Annotated in this window: 14 protein-coding genes; 6 read left to right on the top strand and 8 right to left on the bottom strand. The window is 66.9% G+C overall.

Annotation, left to right across the window (positions count from 1 at the left end):
• Positions 1-6: 6 nt before the first annotated feature.
• The 3 genes from ACVCMG_RS09660 to ACVCMG_RS09670 form a co-directional block, all read right to left on the bottom strand.
• A complete protein-coding gene (locus ACVCMG_RS09660; RefSeq protein WP_447113979.1) occupies positions 7-1,149 on the bottom strand; it encodes an efflux RND transporter periplasmic adaptor subunit in 1,143 nt (380 codons plus the stop codon).
• Complete coding sequence (locus ACVCMG_RS09665; RefSeq protein ID WP_447113980.1) at positions 1,146-2,492, bottom strand: TolC family protein; 1,347 nt, start codon at positions 2,490-2,492, stop codon at positions 1,146-1,148. The genes ACVCMG_RS09660 and ACVCMG_RS09665 overlap by 4 nt, the downstream gene beginning before the upstream one ends.
• A gap of 122 nt (positions 2,493-2,614) precedes the next feature.
• Positions 2,615-3,238 (bottom strand): phosphatase PAP2 family protein, encoded by a 624-nt coding sequence (locus tag ACVCMG_RS09670; RefSeq protein WP_447113981.1) that lies wholly within the window; start codon positions 3,236-3,238, stop codon positions 2,615-2,617.
• A 181-nt stretch (positions 3,239-3,419) separates the two neighbouring features.
• Between ACVCMG_RS09670 and ACVCMG_RS09675 the strand changes: the two genes are divergently transcribed.
• From ACVCMG_RS09675 to vapC, 4 genes are all read left to right on the top strand, one after another.
• Positions 3,420-4,121 carry an MtnX-like HAD-IB family phosphatase gene (locus tag ACVCMG_RS09675; protein ID WP_447113982.1) on the top strand — a complete coding sequence of 234 codons (702 nt, stop codon included), beginning with the start codon at positions 3,420-3,422 and terminating at the stop codon, positions 4,119-4,121.
• A 45-nt stretch (positions 4,122-4,166) separates the two neighbouring features.
• On the top strand, positions 4,167-5,570 hold the full coding sequence (locus ACVCMG_RS09680) for an aspartate aminotransferase family protein (protein WP_447113983.1): 1,404 nt from the start codon (positions 4,167-4,169) through the stop codon (positions 5,568-5,570).
• Positions 5,571-5,823: 253 nt separating this feature from the next.
• Positions 5,824-6,018, top strand: a complete 195-nt coding sequence (locus tag ACVCMG_RS09685; protein WP_447105323.1) for a type II toxin-antitoxin system VapB family antitoxin — start codon at positions 5,824-5,826, stop codon at positions 6,016-6,018.
• A complete protein-coding gene (gene vapC / locus ACVCMG_RS09690; RefSeq protein WP_447105322.1) occupies positions 6,015-6,407 on the top strand; it encodes a type II toxin-antitoxin system VapC family toxin in 393 nt (130 codons plus the stop codon). The genes ACVCMG_RS09685 and vapC overlap by 4 nt, the downstream gene beginning before the upstream one ends.
• A gap of 195 nt (positions 6,408-6,602) precedes the next feature.
• Here vapC and ACVCMG_RS09695 read toward each other — a convergent pair whose 3' ends face one another.
• From ACVCMG_RS09695 to ACVCMG_RS09710, 4 genes are all read right to left on the bottom strand, one after another.
• Positions 6,603-7,139, bottom strand: a complete 537-nt coding sequence (locus tag ACVCMG_RS09695) for an RloB domain-containing protein (protein ID WP_447105321.1) — start codon at positions 7,137-7,139, stop codon at positions 6,603-6,605.
• Entirely contained in the window at positions 7,136-8,377 is a 1,242-nt protein-coding gene (locus ACVCMG_RS09700) for an AAA family ATPase (RefSeq protein ID WP_447105320.1), read from the bottom strand. The genes ACVCMG_RS09695 and ACVCMG_RS09700 overlap by 4 nt, the downstream gene beginning before the upstream one ends.
• Positions 8,378-8,564: 187 nt before the next feature.
• Positions 8,565-9,797, bottom strand: coding sequence for a beta-ketoacyl-[acyl-carrier-protein] synthase family protein (locus tag ACVCMG_RS09705; RefSeq protein ID WP_447113984.1), 1,233 nt, complete (start codon positions 9,795-9,797; stop codon positions 8,565-8,567).
• Positions 9,797-10,069 carry an acyl carrier protein gene (locus ACVCMG_RS09710; protein WP_136257697.1) on the bottom strand — a complete coding sequence of 91 codons (273 nt, stop codon included), beginning with the start codon at positions 10,067-10,069 and terminating at the stop codon, positions 9,797-9,799. Before ACVCMG_RS09710 ends, ACVCMG_RS09705 begins: the two co-directional genes overlap by 1 nt.
• A gap of 91 nt (positions 10,070-10,160) precedes the next feature.
• Between ACVCMG_RS09710 and ACVCMG_RS09715 the strand changes: the two genes are divergently transcribed.
• Both ACVCMG_RS09715 and ACVCMG_RS09720 read left to right on the top strand, forming a co-directional pair.
• Entirely contained in the window at positions 10,161-11,225 is a 1,065-nt protein-coding gene (locus ACVCMG_RS09715) for a peptidogalycan biosysnthesis protein (RefSeq protein WP_447113985.1), read from the top strand.
• Positions 11,218-12,123 carry a hypothetical protein gene (locus ACVCMG_RS09720; RefSeq protein ID WP_447113986.1) on the top strand — a complete coding sequence of 302 codons (906 nt, stop codon included), beginning with the start codon at positions 11,218-11,220 and terminating at the stop codon, positions 12,121-12,123. Before ACVCMG_RS09715 ends, ACVCMG_RS09720 begins: the two co-directional genes overlap by 8 nt.
• Before the next feature lie 25 nt (positions 12,124-12,148).
• Here the strand turns inward: ACVCMG_RS09720 and ACVCMG_RS09725 are convergent, their stop codons facing one another.
• Positions 12,149-13,360: a DegT/DnrJ/EryC1/StrS family aminotransferase gene (locus tag ACVCMG_RS09725; RefSeq protein ID WP_447113987.1), complete on the bottom strand. Its 1,212-nt coding sequence runs from the start codon at positions 13,358-13,360 to the stop codon at positions 12,149-12,151.
• Between the last annotated feature and the right edge of the window lie 19 nt (positions 13,361-13,379).

The raw sequence follows: 13,379 nt of genomic DNA on the forward strand, positions 1-13,379 counted from the left end.
TGAAGTTCACTTCGACGAACCCGCGCTGGCCGGAGCCTGCGTCGCGGCAACCGTCGAACTCGCCGCGACGGGCCGATGGGCGTCGATCTTCTGCGTACTGACCGCGACCGCGTCACCGTCGCTGAGCTCGTAGACGCCCAGCACCACGATCGGCGCCTGCGGATCGATCGATCCCTGCACCCCGACGGTAGTGCCGTCAGGGCTGCGCAGCGTCACGTCGACGCGTTTGGCGTGGCCGTCATGGACCTGGAACAGGTAATCGCCCTGGTTGTCATGCAGCACCGCATCACGCGGCACGGCCCACGCCTGGAAATCGCTGGCGTCGATCTGCGCCGTCACGGCAGCCCCGGCCACCAGCCTGGCGCCCGCGCTGGCCGGCAGTTCGACCTGCGCCGGCAGCAGATGCGTCTGCGGATCGATCGACTGGCCGATCATCCGCAGGGTACCGGTGAAGCTTTTGCCCGGTCCGTACACGCTCTTCAATTGCACTGGCATGCCCGCGTGCAGCTTGCCGCCGCTCTCCGGTTGCACTCCGAGTTGCGCCACCAGCGCGTGCGCCGGCGTGAAGTCCAGCAGCGGTGCGTTTGCCGCCACGCGCTCGCCCAGGCCCACCCGCAACGCGGTCACCACGCCGTCGGTCGGCGCCGTGACCGCGTGGCTGGCGCTGCCGCCGCCGATCGCTTGCTGGGCGTTCAGCGCCGCCTGCGCATCAGTCAGACTCTTGCGCGCGGCGGCTACCTGGGATTGCGTGGCCAGCCGCTGCGCCGCGAGTTTTTCAGTGCGCTGCAAGTCGCCGCGCGCCAGCCCCAACGCCGCCTGCGCCTGCTCATACGCCTGGCGGGTGGCCGGGTCGGCACTGACCGTCAGCAGCGACTCGCCGCGCTGCACGCGCTGTCCCGCGCTGGTCGTCACACTCACGATCTGGCCGCCATAGGCCAAGCTCAACGTGCGCGCGCGATGCGGGTCGCTTATCGCCGTGCCGACGGCGTCGATGGTGTCGTGGAAGGTCTGGCGCTGCGGCAGCACGGTGGTGACGGTCACCGTATTGCTGTCGTCGGTGGCCGTGGGCGTGTCTGCGCCGCTGCAGCTCGTCAGCAGGATAAATACCGCCAAGGCGCCGAGGTACGAAATCAGGCGGCGGTTGGTCATGGCGGAGGTTTCCTGGTGACGGGAATGTCGGTATTGCCCAACAGCGCCTGCAGCGCAATCGCCGCCTTGGCTCGTTGCTGGCGAAAGGCGAGCAAGTCGAGATCGGCGCTGAGCACGTTGCTGCGAATGGCCAGGTAGGTGGGCCAGTCCAGCAACTGCTCGCGCCAGGCCTGTTCGGCCGAGCGGCGAGCGGCGTCAAGCTGGTGTACGTGGGCGACGAGTTGTGCGCGTTGTTGATCCAGCGTGGCCAGGTCGGCCTGCGTTCGCTGCACGTCACTGCGGGCGGTCAGCACGCGTTCGTCGTAGGCATTCTTGAGCTGGACGCGGGTGGCACGTTCGATCGCGATATTGCCGCGATTGTGGTTGAACAGCGGCAGGCTGATACCAATGCTGAAGCCCTTGGTGTAGATGGCGCTGGTGTCGCGTGCGGTGTTGAAGCCGAGCGTCAGTGCAGGGAACTGCGCCAGGATGGCGCCGCGCAATTTGGAATTCTGCGCGGCATAGCCGGCTTGCAGCGCGAGCAGGTCCGGCCGCCGCGCAGGCAGGTCGGTCAACGCCTGCCGGATTTGCGCGGCGGTGGGTTGGGCGGGTTCGGCGCTGCCCACCAGCTCGATCGGCGCACTGGCGGCCAGCCCCAGCAACACGTGCAGGTCGCTCTCGGCCTGGTGCAGTTGCACTGCCGTGTCGCCGAGGCGTTTGCGCACGTCGGCGCCGGCGTTGAGCCCGGCGCTGGCCGTGTCGTAGGTGAGATTGCCCGCCTGCAGCGCCATCTGCACATAACGGTCCACTGGCGCCAGCGCGTCAGCTTCAACCTGCAGTCGATGGTGTTGCGCGCGCAACGAGACGACCTGATCGAACAGCTGGCGCGCCTGCGTCACCGTCTGCCATTCCGCCCACAGCAGGTCCAGGTTGACCTGCTCGACGTGACTGCGCGCTTCGGCCGTACGCGAGGAGCGCGTGAGCAGCGCGGTGATGTCTTCGCTGATGCCGAGGTTGAACGCGGTGGTCAGGCCCGGCCCGGAGTGCTGCGGGAAGTCCGCGCCCAGACTCAGCTGCGGATCGGGCAGCAGGCCGGCCGCGAACGCCTGCGCGCGGGCCAGCCCCAGTTCGTCGCGCTTGAGCTTCAGCGCCGGGCTGTTCACCACGGCCAGCATGGCCACCTCGGTCGCATCCAGGCCGTCGGACGGATCGAAGCGGTGTGTCGACAGGGCGGGCAGCGGCATGGCCGATGTCGGCGCGGTGAGTTGCGCCACGCTGGATGCGCCGTGCCCGTCGCCCAGCGGCAGTGCCGAGTAGGTGGCGCACCCGGTCAGGATCAGCATGATGCTGAGCAGCAGACCCATCCGGACGCTGTGGCGATGCGGATGGCTGGAAGCGGTCCAGCGTGCTCGCGCGACGGCGCGGGTCGCGGCCGGATCTGCACGTGGGCGAATGGGGAGAGGGTCAGGCGTGCAGATGGCAGTGATCACTTGAAATGATGGATGAATCCGACCTGGAAGCCGCCCGGCAACCAACCGATGATAAGGGGAGAATGTCGATGCGTCGCCCACACGCCCACTCCGGTACCGATCAGCGCGCCAACCAGGACATCGCTTTGCCAGTGTCCGCGGGTCTTCATTCGGGCTACCGCATCGTAGGCCGGCAGCAGCGCCAGTGCGTAGACCGCGGGATGATCGTGCCCATAGTTCACCATGAACGGGGTAACCGCAGCGGAGATCGCGGCGACCTCGCCACTGGGAAAGCTTTTGGCATGGGTGCCGGCAAAGAAGCGGTTGGGGTCGCTGGTCTGCGACGGGCGTTCGCGCTGGAACGTCAGTTTCAGCCCTTGCGTGGCGACGGCAGTCACCGCGAGAGCGTCCACGGAGCGCCAGAAGGTGTCGCCGAGTTTGTCCTGATCGCCGAACGCCAGCGCGCCACCGACCACCGTGATGACGGTGCCATACATCAGCGCGTTCTGGTCCGAGCGGTTCCAGATGCCGCGGTTGTCGTAGTGGAGGCGGTGGTCGATGCCGAGCGGGCCACTCGCGGCCATCGCGCCGGTCGAGGCGAGCAAGGCAAGGCACAGCAGCAGGAACGATGGCGCACGCATGATCCTCTCCCCGACCAGGCAAGTCGGCTGGTCCGTGCCTTGCCACGCTACGCGGGCCAGCTTTCCTTTTGCTTACGGAGGCGCCGGTTTCCGCGGGCGCCGGCCGCGCCAGGCAACGGAAAGGCGATGGAAAGGCAGGCTGCCTAAGCTGCCGCCCCATCGTTGCCGACGTGAGTTCGTGATGCCCGTTTCCGGCTGGACCATCCTGTGCGATTTCGACGGCACCATTTCCGTCGAGGACGTGATCGACTCGCTGCTCGATCGTTTCGGCCGGCCCGGCTGGGAGGTGCTGGAACAGGACTGGCGCGCCGGGCGGATCGGTTCGCGCGAATGCATGGCCGGCCAGGTCGAGCGGCTGCAGATGACGCGCGCGGAACTGGACGCGCATCTGTCGGGGCTGTGGATCGACCATGCGTTCCCCACCTTCGTGGCCAGGGCGCGCGAGCTGAACATGCCGATCCGCGTGGTCAGCGACGGCCTCGACTATGCGATCCACCGGATCCTCGCCCGCTACGGCCTGGACGACCTGCCGCTGGCGGCAAACCATCTGGCGCCGGCCGAGCCGCCGAAGCAATGGCAGCTCACTTCGCCATTCCAGGCCGACGGTTGCCGCAGTGGCACCTGCAAGTGCGCCTGCGTGGCGCGGGCCCGCACGAGCGGCGCCAGGACCTTGCTGATCGGCGACGGCGCCTCGGATTTCTGCGCCGCCGATCGCGTCGATTTCGTGTTCGCCAAGCACCGCCTGGTCGAGCACTGCCGCGCCAGCGGCATTCCCTACGTGCCGATCACCGGCTTCGAGGACGCACTCGACCTGCTGCCGCGGCTGCTCGACGGCAGCCTGGCCGGCCAACCCGCCACCCCTGCGCAGGCGACCACGGCCTGACCGGCCCGCCCGCGCGATCCACTCCTTACCGACCCCGGACTTCCGATGAATGTTTTCGACAAGAACGCTGCCGTCGTGATCGACGACGCCCAGCTGCTCGCCGACGAGGCGAAATACAGCTCCTTCGGCGACACCGTGCACTACGTCGACCCGCCGAAGATCTTCCGCCGCTGCGAAGGCAGCTACATGTTCGACACGGCCGGCGTGCCGTTCCTCGACCTGCAGATGTGGTACTCGGCGGTCAACTTCGGCTACGGCAACAAGCGCCTCAACAACGTGCTGAAGCAGCAGATCGACCTGCTGCCGCAGGTGGCCAGCCAGTACCTGCACCAGAGCCGCATCGAGCTGGCCAAGGCGGTGGCGCTGGACGCGAAGAAGAAGTTCGGCCTGGACGGGCGCGTGCATTTCAACGTCGGCGGCGCGCAGGCGATCGAGGATTCGCTGAAGATCGTGCGCAACGCGCGCAACGGCAAGAGCCTGATGTTCGCCTTCGAGGGCGGTTACCACGGCCGCACGCTGGGCGCCTCCTCGATCACCTCCAGCTACCGCTACCGCCGCCGCTTCGGCCACTTCGGCGAGCGCGCGATGTTCCTGCCGTTTCCGTATCCGTTCCGCCGCCCGAAGGGGATGACGCCGGAAGAATATTCCGACAGCTGCGTGCACCAGTTCGCGCGCCTGTTCGAGACCGAATACAACGGCGTGTGGGACCCCAAGACCAACCAGTGCGAGTACGCCGCGTTCTACGTCGAGCCGATCCAGGGCACCGGCGGCTACGTGATCCCGCCCGCGGGCTTCTTCAAGGGCCTGAAGAAAGTGCTGGACCAGTACGGCATCCTGATGGTGTCCGACGAAATCCAGATGGGCTTCTGGCGCACCGGCAAGCTGTGGTCGATCGAAAACTTCGGTGTGACGCCGGACATCGTGGTGTTCGGCAAGGCACTCACCAACGGCCTCAACCCGCTGTCCGGCCTGTGGGCGCGCGAGGAACTGATCAACCCCACCATCTTCCCGCCCGGCTCCACCCACAGCACGTTCAACTCCAACCCGCTCGGCACCTCGCTCGGCCTCGAAGTGATCAAGATGGGCTACGAGCTGGACTACGCGACCACCGTGCCGAAGAAGGGCGCGCACTTCCTCGACAGCCTGCGCGAGCTGCAGAAGAAGCACAAGGAAATCGGCGACGTCGACGGCCTCGGCCTGGCGCTGCGCGCCGAGATCTGCACCGACGACGGCTTCACCCCGAACAAGGCGCTGCTCGACAGGATGGTCGACATCGGCCTGGCCGGCGACCTCACGCACAACGGCAAGAAGATCGGCCTCGTGCTCGACGTGGGCGGCTGGTACAAGAACGTGATCACGTTTGCGCCGTCGCTGGACATCACGCACGAGGAGATTGATCTGGCGATCGCGCTGCTGGATCAGTTGCTGACGAAGGCGAAGAAGGGCTGAAGTTCCCCGGACTCGCCATGCGGAGGGGCGCCCGCCCCTCCCCGCCGTTCACCCTGAGCGTAGGCCCGCAGGGCCGCACGCGGGGAGTGACCATGGATGGTCACGGCTTTGAGGAGCGAGGAAGTCGAAGGGCCTGCCTCCGGCGTTAGCGAGCCCCTTGATGGTGAACCCCGCCGTTGCGGCGCGGCGCTTGCCACTTGAACGCCCGTCGCAACCTGCGCTAGTGTGTGTATGATCTAGGAGGAACATACACATGCGTACCAACATCGTGATCGACGACGCACTCATGCGAGATGCCATGAAGGCTTCGGGCCTCAAGACCAAGCGCGAGGCCGTGGAACTCGGCTTGCAGACGCTGGTGAGGCTCAAACGGCAACAGCAGATCAAGACCCTGCGCGGCAAGGTTCAGTGGCAGGGCAACCTCGAAAGACTGAGGATGGATGCGTGATCCTGGTCGACTCCAGCGTATGGATCGACTACCTGCGCGGCACCGAAACCCGGCAAACCAATTGCCTGGATGGCCTGCTGGGAACCGAACCCCTGGCCATCGGCGACCTGATCCTGACCGAGGTGCTGCAGGGAACCACCACCGACAAGGAGTTCCGCGACGTCCTGCGCCTGCTCGGCAGCCTGGACGTCGTGCCGCTAGGCGGCCAGGCCGTGGCCGTGCAGGCAGCCCGGAACTTCCGGACCTTGCGCGAGAAAGGCGTCACCGTCCGCAAGACCATCGACTGCGTCATCGCCACCCGCTGCATCGTCGACGGACTGACGCTGCTGCACAGCGATCGGGACTTCGAGCCATTCGTCGTGCACCTGGGGTTGCAGTCGGTTTTCTAGCGACGCGGCTGGCTGACGCACTGCATGCAGCGGATCGGGGTAGCGTCCTCAAACCAACTAAAGCTGACCCCGTTCTCCTTCTCGCCTCCCTGGAGAGAGTGCCGGGATGAGCCTGGCCTCGCCGTGCAGCTAATTGCTTCTGGCATCTTTCTCGTGGCGCCTTTCCCTTGCCTCCGACGCCGTTGCCATGGGCATTTACCGCTTTGCTACGCCCATGTGATTCATCAAGTCGGCAAGTTGCGGCACTCGCTCCCTAGCTTCGTCCAGCGCGCCGCGGCTGAGTAGCCGCTCCATCCATTCAGGCTCATGCGCCTGGACTCCAGTGCGCGCCTGGAACTTCTGCTTCATGTATCGGGTATCGCCTTCGGCTTCGGCACCGAGGATTTGTAACAGCCATGCTTCCAGGCAGGGGCTTGCTTCGATCACGCTTATCGGATGTTTGCCGACGCGGGTTTTTTGCGCTCGTGCACGTAGCTGGTCGTCCCAGTCTTGATCTGCATCCAGCAACAGAACCATCTTGTCGTAGGTACGGTTGTTCCTCGCGCGGCGCAATCCAGTTTCCAATACATGCTTGCCACCCTTGCCTTGAGCATTGTGTTCCTGCACGGCACGCCCCAGTGCGTCGGCATAAGTGCGCTTCACAAAGCGGACGAACGCGATCTCGGCATCGCCTTCGCAGACAATGAGCAGGGTTTCCCTGACTGCGCGCATCTTGGCCAGCGCTGGCGTCATAGTTGCGGCACCGCTCCATAGGCGCCGCTCATGTATTTCGCATACAGATTGTCCTGACTTCGCACGCCAGTCATCGTGTCCAATCGCCAGGCTTCACTTTCGCAATCCTTCTTCTCGACAAGAACGACCTGCGATTTGCCAAGCAGGCCCATCACCTCAATAGAATGGCTGGTGAAGATGATTTGCGCGTTGTGTGGATTGGTATGCGGGCTGGCAAAGAGAGCAAGCAAAGGCTCAATCATGTGCGGGTGCATGTCGCTCTCCAGCTCGTCGATCACGGCGATGCCACCACCGTCCAGCACGCTCAACAAATACCAGAGCTGCGTGAATGCCGTCCGCGTGCCGCTGGATTCTTCTATCATTTGCAGTTCATGCTTGGAACCGTCTTTCAAGGTATGGACGCCAAGAACCTGATACTGCGACGGCAACTTCGTGCCGTCCGGAAGCTTCATGTCCGGTGGCGCGGTCATATCCAGTTTCCTGATCTCCACGCCGGACAGGCCGAGATCCAGATTGTGCAGCAGGGTTTCCATCTGCTTCTTCAACGCGACATTTCCATGGAAGAAGATGGATGCATTGATGAAACCTAGATGAGGGTCTACGCGACCAATCTGCATGATGTTGCTGGCGACATTCGCGCCGATCAGGTGCTGCGCGACCTCCACACCATACTGCGCCGCCGTTGAAATCAGCGAGGCGTTCGGGCGAACCTTTTTCGCCTCGGCAGGGTTGAGGTCGAAACCATTCTGCGCAATGACGTATTCCTTCGCAGCCTCGTCCCAATCCCGCTCGAACACATAAGAAAACTTCGCGCGCTTCTTGTTTGCGCGCTTGTAAACGGCCTCGTGCAACACGCGTTCCTGCGTCGCCTTCAACACATAGCGCCAAAGCGTGCCGTCCAGGTCATCAGCCTCAACCTCGAACTCAACCGGCTCGTTCGTGGTGGAGAAATGCGGCTTGATCGGTATTTGCGCGCCAGGCGTGCTTTGCAGGAACGAGTGCTTGATGAACCAGCTCAGAAACGCCACAGGCTTGATCAGCGAAGTCTTGCCCGCGCCATTGGCACCAATGACAGCCAAGGCCGTGGCGAGACGCTGGCCGGTCGGCGAAGGTACGTCCCAGCCGTGCGAACTGGCCTTTTGAGTCAGGGCGAAGGACACCTCGGTTCGCTCCCTGAACGAGAGGAAGTTCTTGAACGCAAAGGAGTGAAGCATGGGCAGGCCCGCCGAAATGGCCATCAATTGGCCGCGAAACTCACTTTAAGACAAAATGCTGTCTATTTTCAAGTTTCTCTTCAAGATCTGGGACTGAAATAGGCCGTTACTGCCCCCAGTGCTCGACCTCCTCCCATCAAACGAGTGCCATCCATAGAGCCTCGCTTACGCTTGCTATCGCAAGCTGCGCCCAGCGCGAACGAGGAGGCGGCTACGGCACCCGCTTCAACGCCAGCACCGCGTTCAACCCGCCGAATGCGAACGAGTTGCTGAGCACCGCCCGCACCGGCATCTCGCGCGCCACGTTCGGCACATAGTCGAGATCGCAGGCGGAGTCGACCTGGTCGAGGTTGGCGGTGGGCGGCACCACGCCATCGCGCAGTGCGCCGATGGCGGCGATCAGTTCCAGTGCGCCGGAGGCGCCGAGGGCGTGGCCGTGCATGGACTTGGTGGAGGACACCGCGAGGCGGTCGGCGTGTTCGCCGAAGGCGAGGCGGATCGCCTTGGTCTCGGTGACGTCGTTGGCCTGGGTGCCGGTGCCGTGGGCGTTGATGTAGTCGACGTCCTGCGCGGCGAGGCCGGCGTCGTCCAGCGCCTGGCGCATCGCGGCGGCGGCGCCGTCGGCGCTGGGCATCACGATGTCGCTGGCGTCGGCGGTCATGCCGCTGCCGGCCAGTTCCGCGAGGATGGTGGCGCCGCGCGAGCGCGCATGCTCCAGCGATTCCAGCACGAAGATGGCGGCGCCCTCGCCCAGCACCAGGCCGCGCCGGTTCGCGCTGAACGGGCGGCAGGTGTCGTCGGCCAGCACGCGCATGGCTTCCCACGCGCGCAGCGCGCCGTAGGTGAGGCAGGCCTCGGTGCCGCCGGTGACGGCGGCGTCGGCCATGCCACAGCGGATCATCTGCGCGGCCTGGATGATCGCGTGATTGGCCGAGGCGCAGGCGCTGGCCACGGCGAAGGTGGGGCCGCGCAAACCGTAGGCGATGCTGATCTGGCTGGCCGAGGCGTTGGTCATCAGCCGCACGATGGTGAGCGGGTGCGCGCGCTGGGCGTTTTCGCCGTACAGGCGCCGGCTCTGCTCGTCCTGGGTGGTCTCGCCGCCGACGCCGGTGCCGACGACCACCGCGGTGCGCAGGCCGAGCCCGCGATTGGCGAACTCCAGCCCGGATTGCGCCACCGCCTCGCGCGCCGCGTGCAGCGCGAATTCCGAGGTGCGGTCGAGCGTGGGCAGGATGCGTTCGTCGAGGTCGGCCGCCGGATCGAAGCTGGCCGGCACCTGCGCGGCGACCCTCACGCGCAGTCGTTCGGCGTCGGGGTGGCGCAGCGGGCCGATCGCGCTGCGCCCTTCGCGCAGGCCTTGCCACAGCGCCGCGGCGCCGACGCCGAGCGGGCTGATCGCGCCCATGCCGGTGATCACCACGCGGCGCAGCGGCAGAGCTTGCATCAGGCGGCTCCTTCGCCGGCGCCGGCCCTGTCGGCCAACGCCTTGTCCACCGCGTCGACCAGGCTCTGCGCGGTGTCGCGGTCGAAGTTGGCGCCCTGCTGGTCGGGGAAGTTGATGTTGAAGTGCTCCTCGATGTCGAAGATCAACTCGATCGCTTCCAGCGAGGCGATGCCCAGGTCCTTCAGGGTGGAGTCGGGTTTCACGTTGGCGACGTCGGTCTTGGCCTGTTTGGCGATGATCTCGAACACTTGCTGCTGGGTGGTGGCATTCATGGCATGTCCCGGGTGGCAGGCGGCAATGGAAGGCTGGCGCAAGGTGGCTGACGCAAGCTGACGGCCCCAGTCTAGGCACGCTCGCTTACTCATGCCTTTCATTGCGCAACTGGAGCCGGACGCGCTGCTGGCGGCGTTCACGGCCGAACCGCCGGCCGGTTTCGCGGTGGACCGCTCGCCGCAGGGCATGCCGGCCTTCGTGGCGCCGTTCGACCTGCTGACCACCGCCGACGACGCGCTGCGCCGCCGCGTGGCCGCGCTGCCGCTGTACCGCCACTGGCGGGCGCTGCTGCGCTGGCGCACGCGCTTCGCCGGCAGCACCGTGACCGAGTACGCGCCGTTGCCGCCGGGGGTGGCGCCCGCAGCGCTGGCGCAGGGACTTAAGGCCGCTTTCGGGCGCCAGTGCCGGCTGCTGATCGTGAAGGACATCGCGCACGACTCGCCCTTGCTCGGCGACGCCGACAACGCGTATGCGCACGCCTTCGCCGGCGCCTGCGCGGCCGCGGGTTTCGTGCTGCTGGAGGGCCAGGCGCTGGCCTGGGTGCCGATCGACTTCGACTCGGAGGACGAGTACCTGGCGCGCCTGTCGCACGGCCGGCGGAAGAACATCCGGCGCAAACTGCGCGCGCGGGCCGCGCTGGATGTCGAGGCGGTGCCGACCGGCGACGCGCGCTTTCGCGACGAGGCGACGCTGGCGGCGTTCCACGCGCTGTTCGACAACGTCTACGCGCAAAGCACGATCCACTTCGACCGGCCCACCGCGGCGTTCTTCCGCACCCTGCTGCAGGATGCCGCCAGCGGCGGCGTGGTGTTCGTCTACCGTCACGGGGGCGCGATGATCGGCTGGAACCTCTGCTACGAACACGCCGGCAAGCTGATCGACAAGTACGTCGGTTTTGCCTATCCGCAGGCGCGCGAGCACAACCTGTACTTCGTCAGCTGGATGCACAACCTCGAGCACGCGCGCCGGCGCGGGCTGACGCATTACGTGGCCGGCTGGACCGATCCGGAAGTGAAAGCCTTTCTCGGCGCGCGGATGAGCTTCACCCGCCACGCGGTGTACGCGCGCAACCCGCTGCTGCGCGCCTTGCTGCGCCGCCTCGGCGGTCATTTCGAAAGCGACCGCCAGTGGCGGGAGGCGAGCGCCGATGAGTGAGCTTTCGAACCAGCCGATCGTGCTGGACATCGACCACTCCGTCGGCCCCCTGCGCGACCGGCTGGTGCTGCCACTGGAACGCTGGCAGGAGTCGATCCGCTTCGGCTGTTCGCTGGCGAGGATGCGGCGCTTCGCGCGCGTGCTCGACGAGCTGCTGCCGACGCGCCACGGCACCGTGTTCACCGGCAGCGGCGACTTCCACCACCTGAGCTGGCCGCTGATCGCGCGCCTGCGCGGCAACGCGCCGTTCCAGGTGGTGGTGCTGGACAACCACCCGGACAACATGCGCTTCCCGTTCGGCGTCCATTGCGGCTCGTGGGTGCGCCGCGTGGCGCTGCTGCCGCAGGTGAGCCACGTGCACGTGCTCGGCATCACCTCCGCCGACATCGGCGCCGGGCACGCGTGGGAGAACTACCTGACGCCATTGCGGCGCGGCAGGCTGAGCTACTGGAGCATCGGCGTGGATACCGGCTGGTCGCGGCGACTCGGCTTGGCGCCGGCGTTCCATGGCTTCGACACGGCGGAGGCCATGCTCGATGCCTTCGTCGAAAGCCAGCGTGCCCAGACGCTGCCGAGTTACCTGTCGATCGACAAGGACGTGTTCGCACCCGAGGTGGCGCGCACGAACTGGGACCAGGGCCGGCTGCAACTCGACCACGCGCTGGCGCTGGTCGGCAGCCTGCGTCGCGGCCTGGTCGGCAGCGACATCAACGGCGAGATCTCGCACTACCACTATCGCAGCTGGTGGAAGCGCAAGCTCTCCGCGATGGACGCGCAGCCGGCGGTCGACCCCGCGCAGCTCGCCGGCTGGCAGGCGCAGCAGCATGCGCTGAACGTGCAGTTGCTGGCGGCGATTGCGAACCTGCCGATGGCGTCATTCCCGCGAAAGCGGGAATGACGACGGGAGCGCCATCGTCAGCGTCTCAGCGCAGCACCGCCTCCAGCACGCCGCAGATCGCCTCGAAATCCGCCTCGTCCATCCACGGGCTGTTGCCGACCGTGAGGCTGCGCGCGGCGAAGTCGCGCGCGCGCGGCACATCCGCGGCGGGAACCACGCCGGCGAGGTAGGGGTAGTCGGGCAGGGCGTGGATGAACAGGCGGCTGACGCCGAGGCCGCTTTGCCACAGTTGCGCCAGCGCGGCGTCGCGGTGGCGCTGGTCGGGCAGCAGCAGCAGAAAGAACGGCCAGGTGCCGCGGGCGTGCGGCGGGTCATCCAGCACCTGCACGCCGGGGATGTCGCGCAGTCGCGACAGCCGGCGTTGCGCCTGCGCGGCGGTGTGCGCCAGGAACGCCGGCAGGCGCGTAGCGGCATGCGCGCCCACCGCCTGCCGCCAGCGGCCGACGCGATGCAGCGGGATCGTCGGCGGGAAATCGTCGCCCACCGCGGCGATCTCGTCACCGCGGCGCAGCGCGCGGCGCAAGGGATTGCCATAGGCCAGCCGCAACCCCCATGGCCGGTACAGCGCGGCGTAGCCGAACAGTTCGAAACACCGGCGCCATTCCCAGCCGGACTGCCGCGGCACGCGCGCCGCCGCATCGGCCAGCCGCTCGCGCAGCGCGGGATCGCGCGCGGTGAGCAGGCCGCCTTCGTAGATCGACAGACCCTTGCCGGCGGCCAGGCTGAAGAAGCCCACGTCACCGGCCAGCCCCACGCTGGCGCCGTCCGCCCGGCGCGCACCCAGCGCCTGCGCGGCGTCCTCAATGACGTACGCGCCGACCTGGCGCGCGACGACCAGCGCAGCGTCGACGTCGGCGACACGGCCGCCCAGGTGAGTCGGCACGATCGCCAGCGTGCGTTCGTCGCAGGCGGCACGCAGCGCGGCCGGGTCCAGGTCATGGTGGCCGGGCGCGAGATCGCACAATTGCAGTTCCAGTCCTGCCTGCCGCACGGCGATCGCCACCAGCGGACAGGTGAAGGCCGGCACCACCACGCGACGGCGTTGCGGCTGCAGTTCACGCAGCGTGGCCAGCGCAAGCAGAAGTGCGGCGGTGCCGGAGCAGGTCAGTGACAGCGGCGGCAAGCCCAGCAGCGCGGCGACGTCGGCGGCCAGCGTCGGCGCACCGGGACGCAGGTCGGCCAGCTGCAGCGGCAGGCCGGCGGTGGGCGGCAATTCGTGGCGGCGGCGGGGCAGCATGGGCAGCGCGTGGCCTGCG

It is taken from the genome of Rhodanobacter sp. UC4451_H18, assembly GCF_052978225.1.

What these genes read in the sequence shown, in the direction of transcription:
- ACVCMG_RS09660 (WP_447113979.1), bottom strand. Translation starts at nt 1,149, where the DNA reads ATGACCAACCGCCGCCTGATTTCGTACCTCGGCGCCTTGGCGGTATTT.
- ACVCMG_RS09665 (WP_447113980.1), bottom strand. Translation starts at nt 2,492, where the DNA reads ATGGGTCTGCTGCTCAGCATCATGCTGATCCTGACCGGGTGCGCCACC.
- ACVCMG_RS09670 (WP_447113981.1), bottom strand. Translation starts at nt 3,238, where the DNA reads ATGCGTGCGCCATCGTTCCTGCTGCTGTGCCTTGCCTTGCTCGCCTCG.
- ACVCMG_RS09675 (WP_447113982.1), top strand. Translation starts at nt 3,420, where the DNA reads ATGCCCGTTTCCGGCTGGACCATCCTGTGCGATTTCGACGGCACCATT.
- ACVCMG_RS09680 (WP_447113983.1), top strand. Translation starts at nt 4,167, where the DNA reads ATGAATGTTTTCGACAAGAACGCTGCCGTCGTGATCGACGACGCCCAG.
- ACVCMG_RS09685 (WP_447105323.1), top strand. Translation starts at nt 5,824, where the DNA reads ATGCGTACCAACATCGTGATCGACGACGCACTCATGCGAGATGCCATG.
- ACVCMG_RS09695 (WP_447105321.1), bottom strand. Translation starts at nt 7,139, where the DNA reads ATGACGCCAGCGCTGGCCAAGATGCGCGCAGTCAGGGAAACCCTGCTC.
- ACVCMG_RS09700 (WP_447105320.1), bottom strand. Translation starts at nt 8,377, where the DNA reads ATGGCCATTTCGGCGGGCCTGCCCATGCTTCACTCCTTTGCGTTCAAG.
- ACVCMG_RS09705 (WP_447113984.1), bottom strand. Translation starts at nt 9,797, where the DNA reads ATGCAAGCTCTGCCGCTGCGCCGCGTGGTGATCACCGGCATGGGCGCG.
- ACVCMG_RS09710 (WP_136257697.1), bottom strand. Translation starts at nt 10,069, where the DNA reads ATGAATGCCACCACCCAGCAGCAAGTGTTCGAGATCATCGCCAAACAG.
- ACVCMG_RS09715 (WP_447113985.1), top strand. Translation starts at nt 10,161, where the DNA reads ATGCCTTTCATTGCGCAACTGGAGCCGGACGCGCTGCTGGCGGCGTTC.
- ACVCMG_RS09720 (WP_447113986.1), top strand. Translation starts at nt 11,218, where the DNA reads ATGAGTGAGCTTTCGAACCAGCCGATCGTGCTGGACATCGACCACTCC.
- ACVCMG_RS09725 (WP_447113987.1), bottom strand. Translation starts at nt 13,360, where the DNA reads ATGCTGCCCCGCCGCCGCCACGAATTGCCGCCCACCGCCGGCCTGCCG.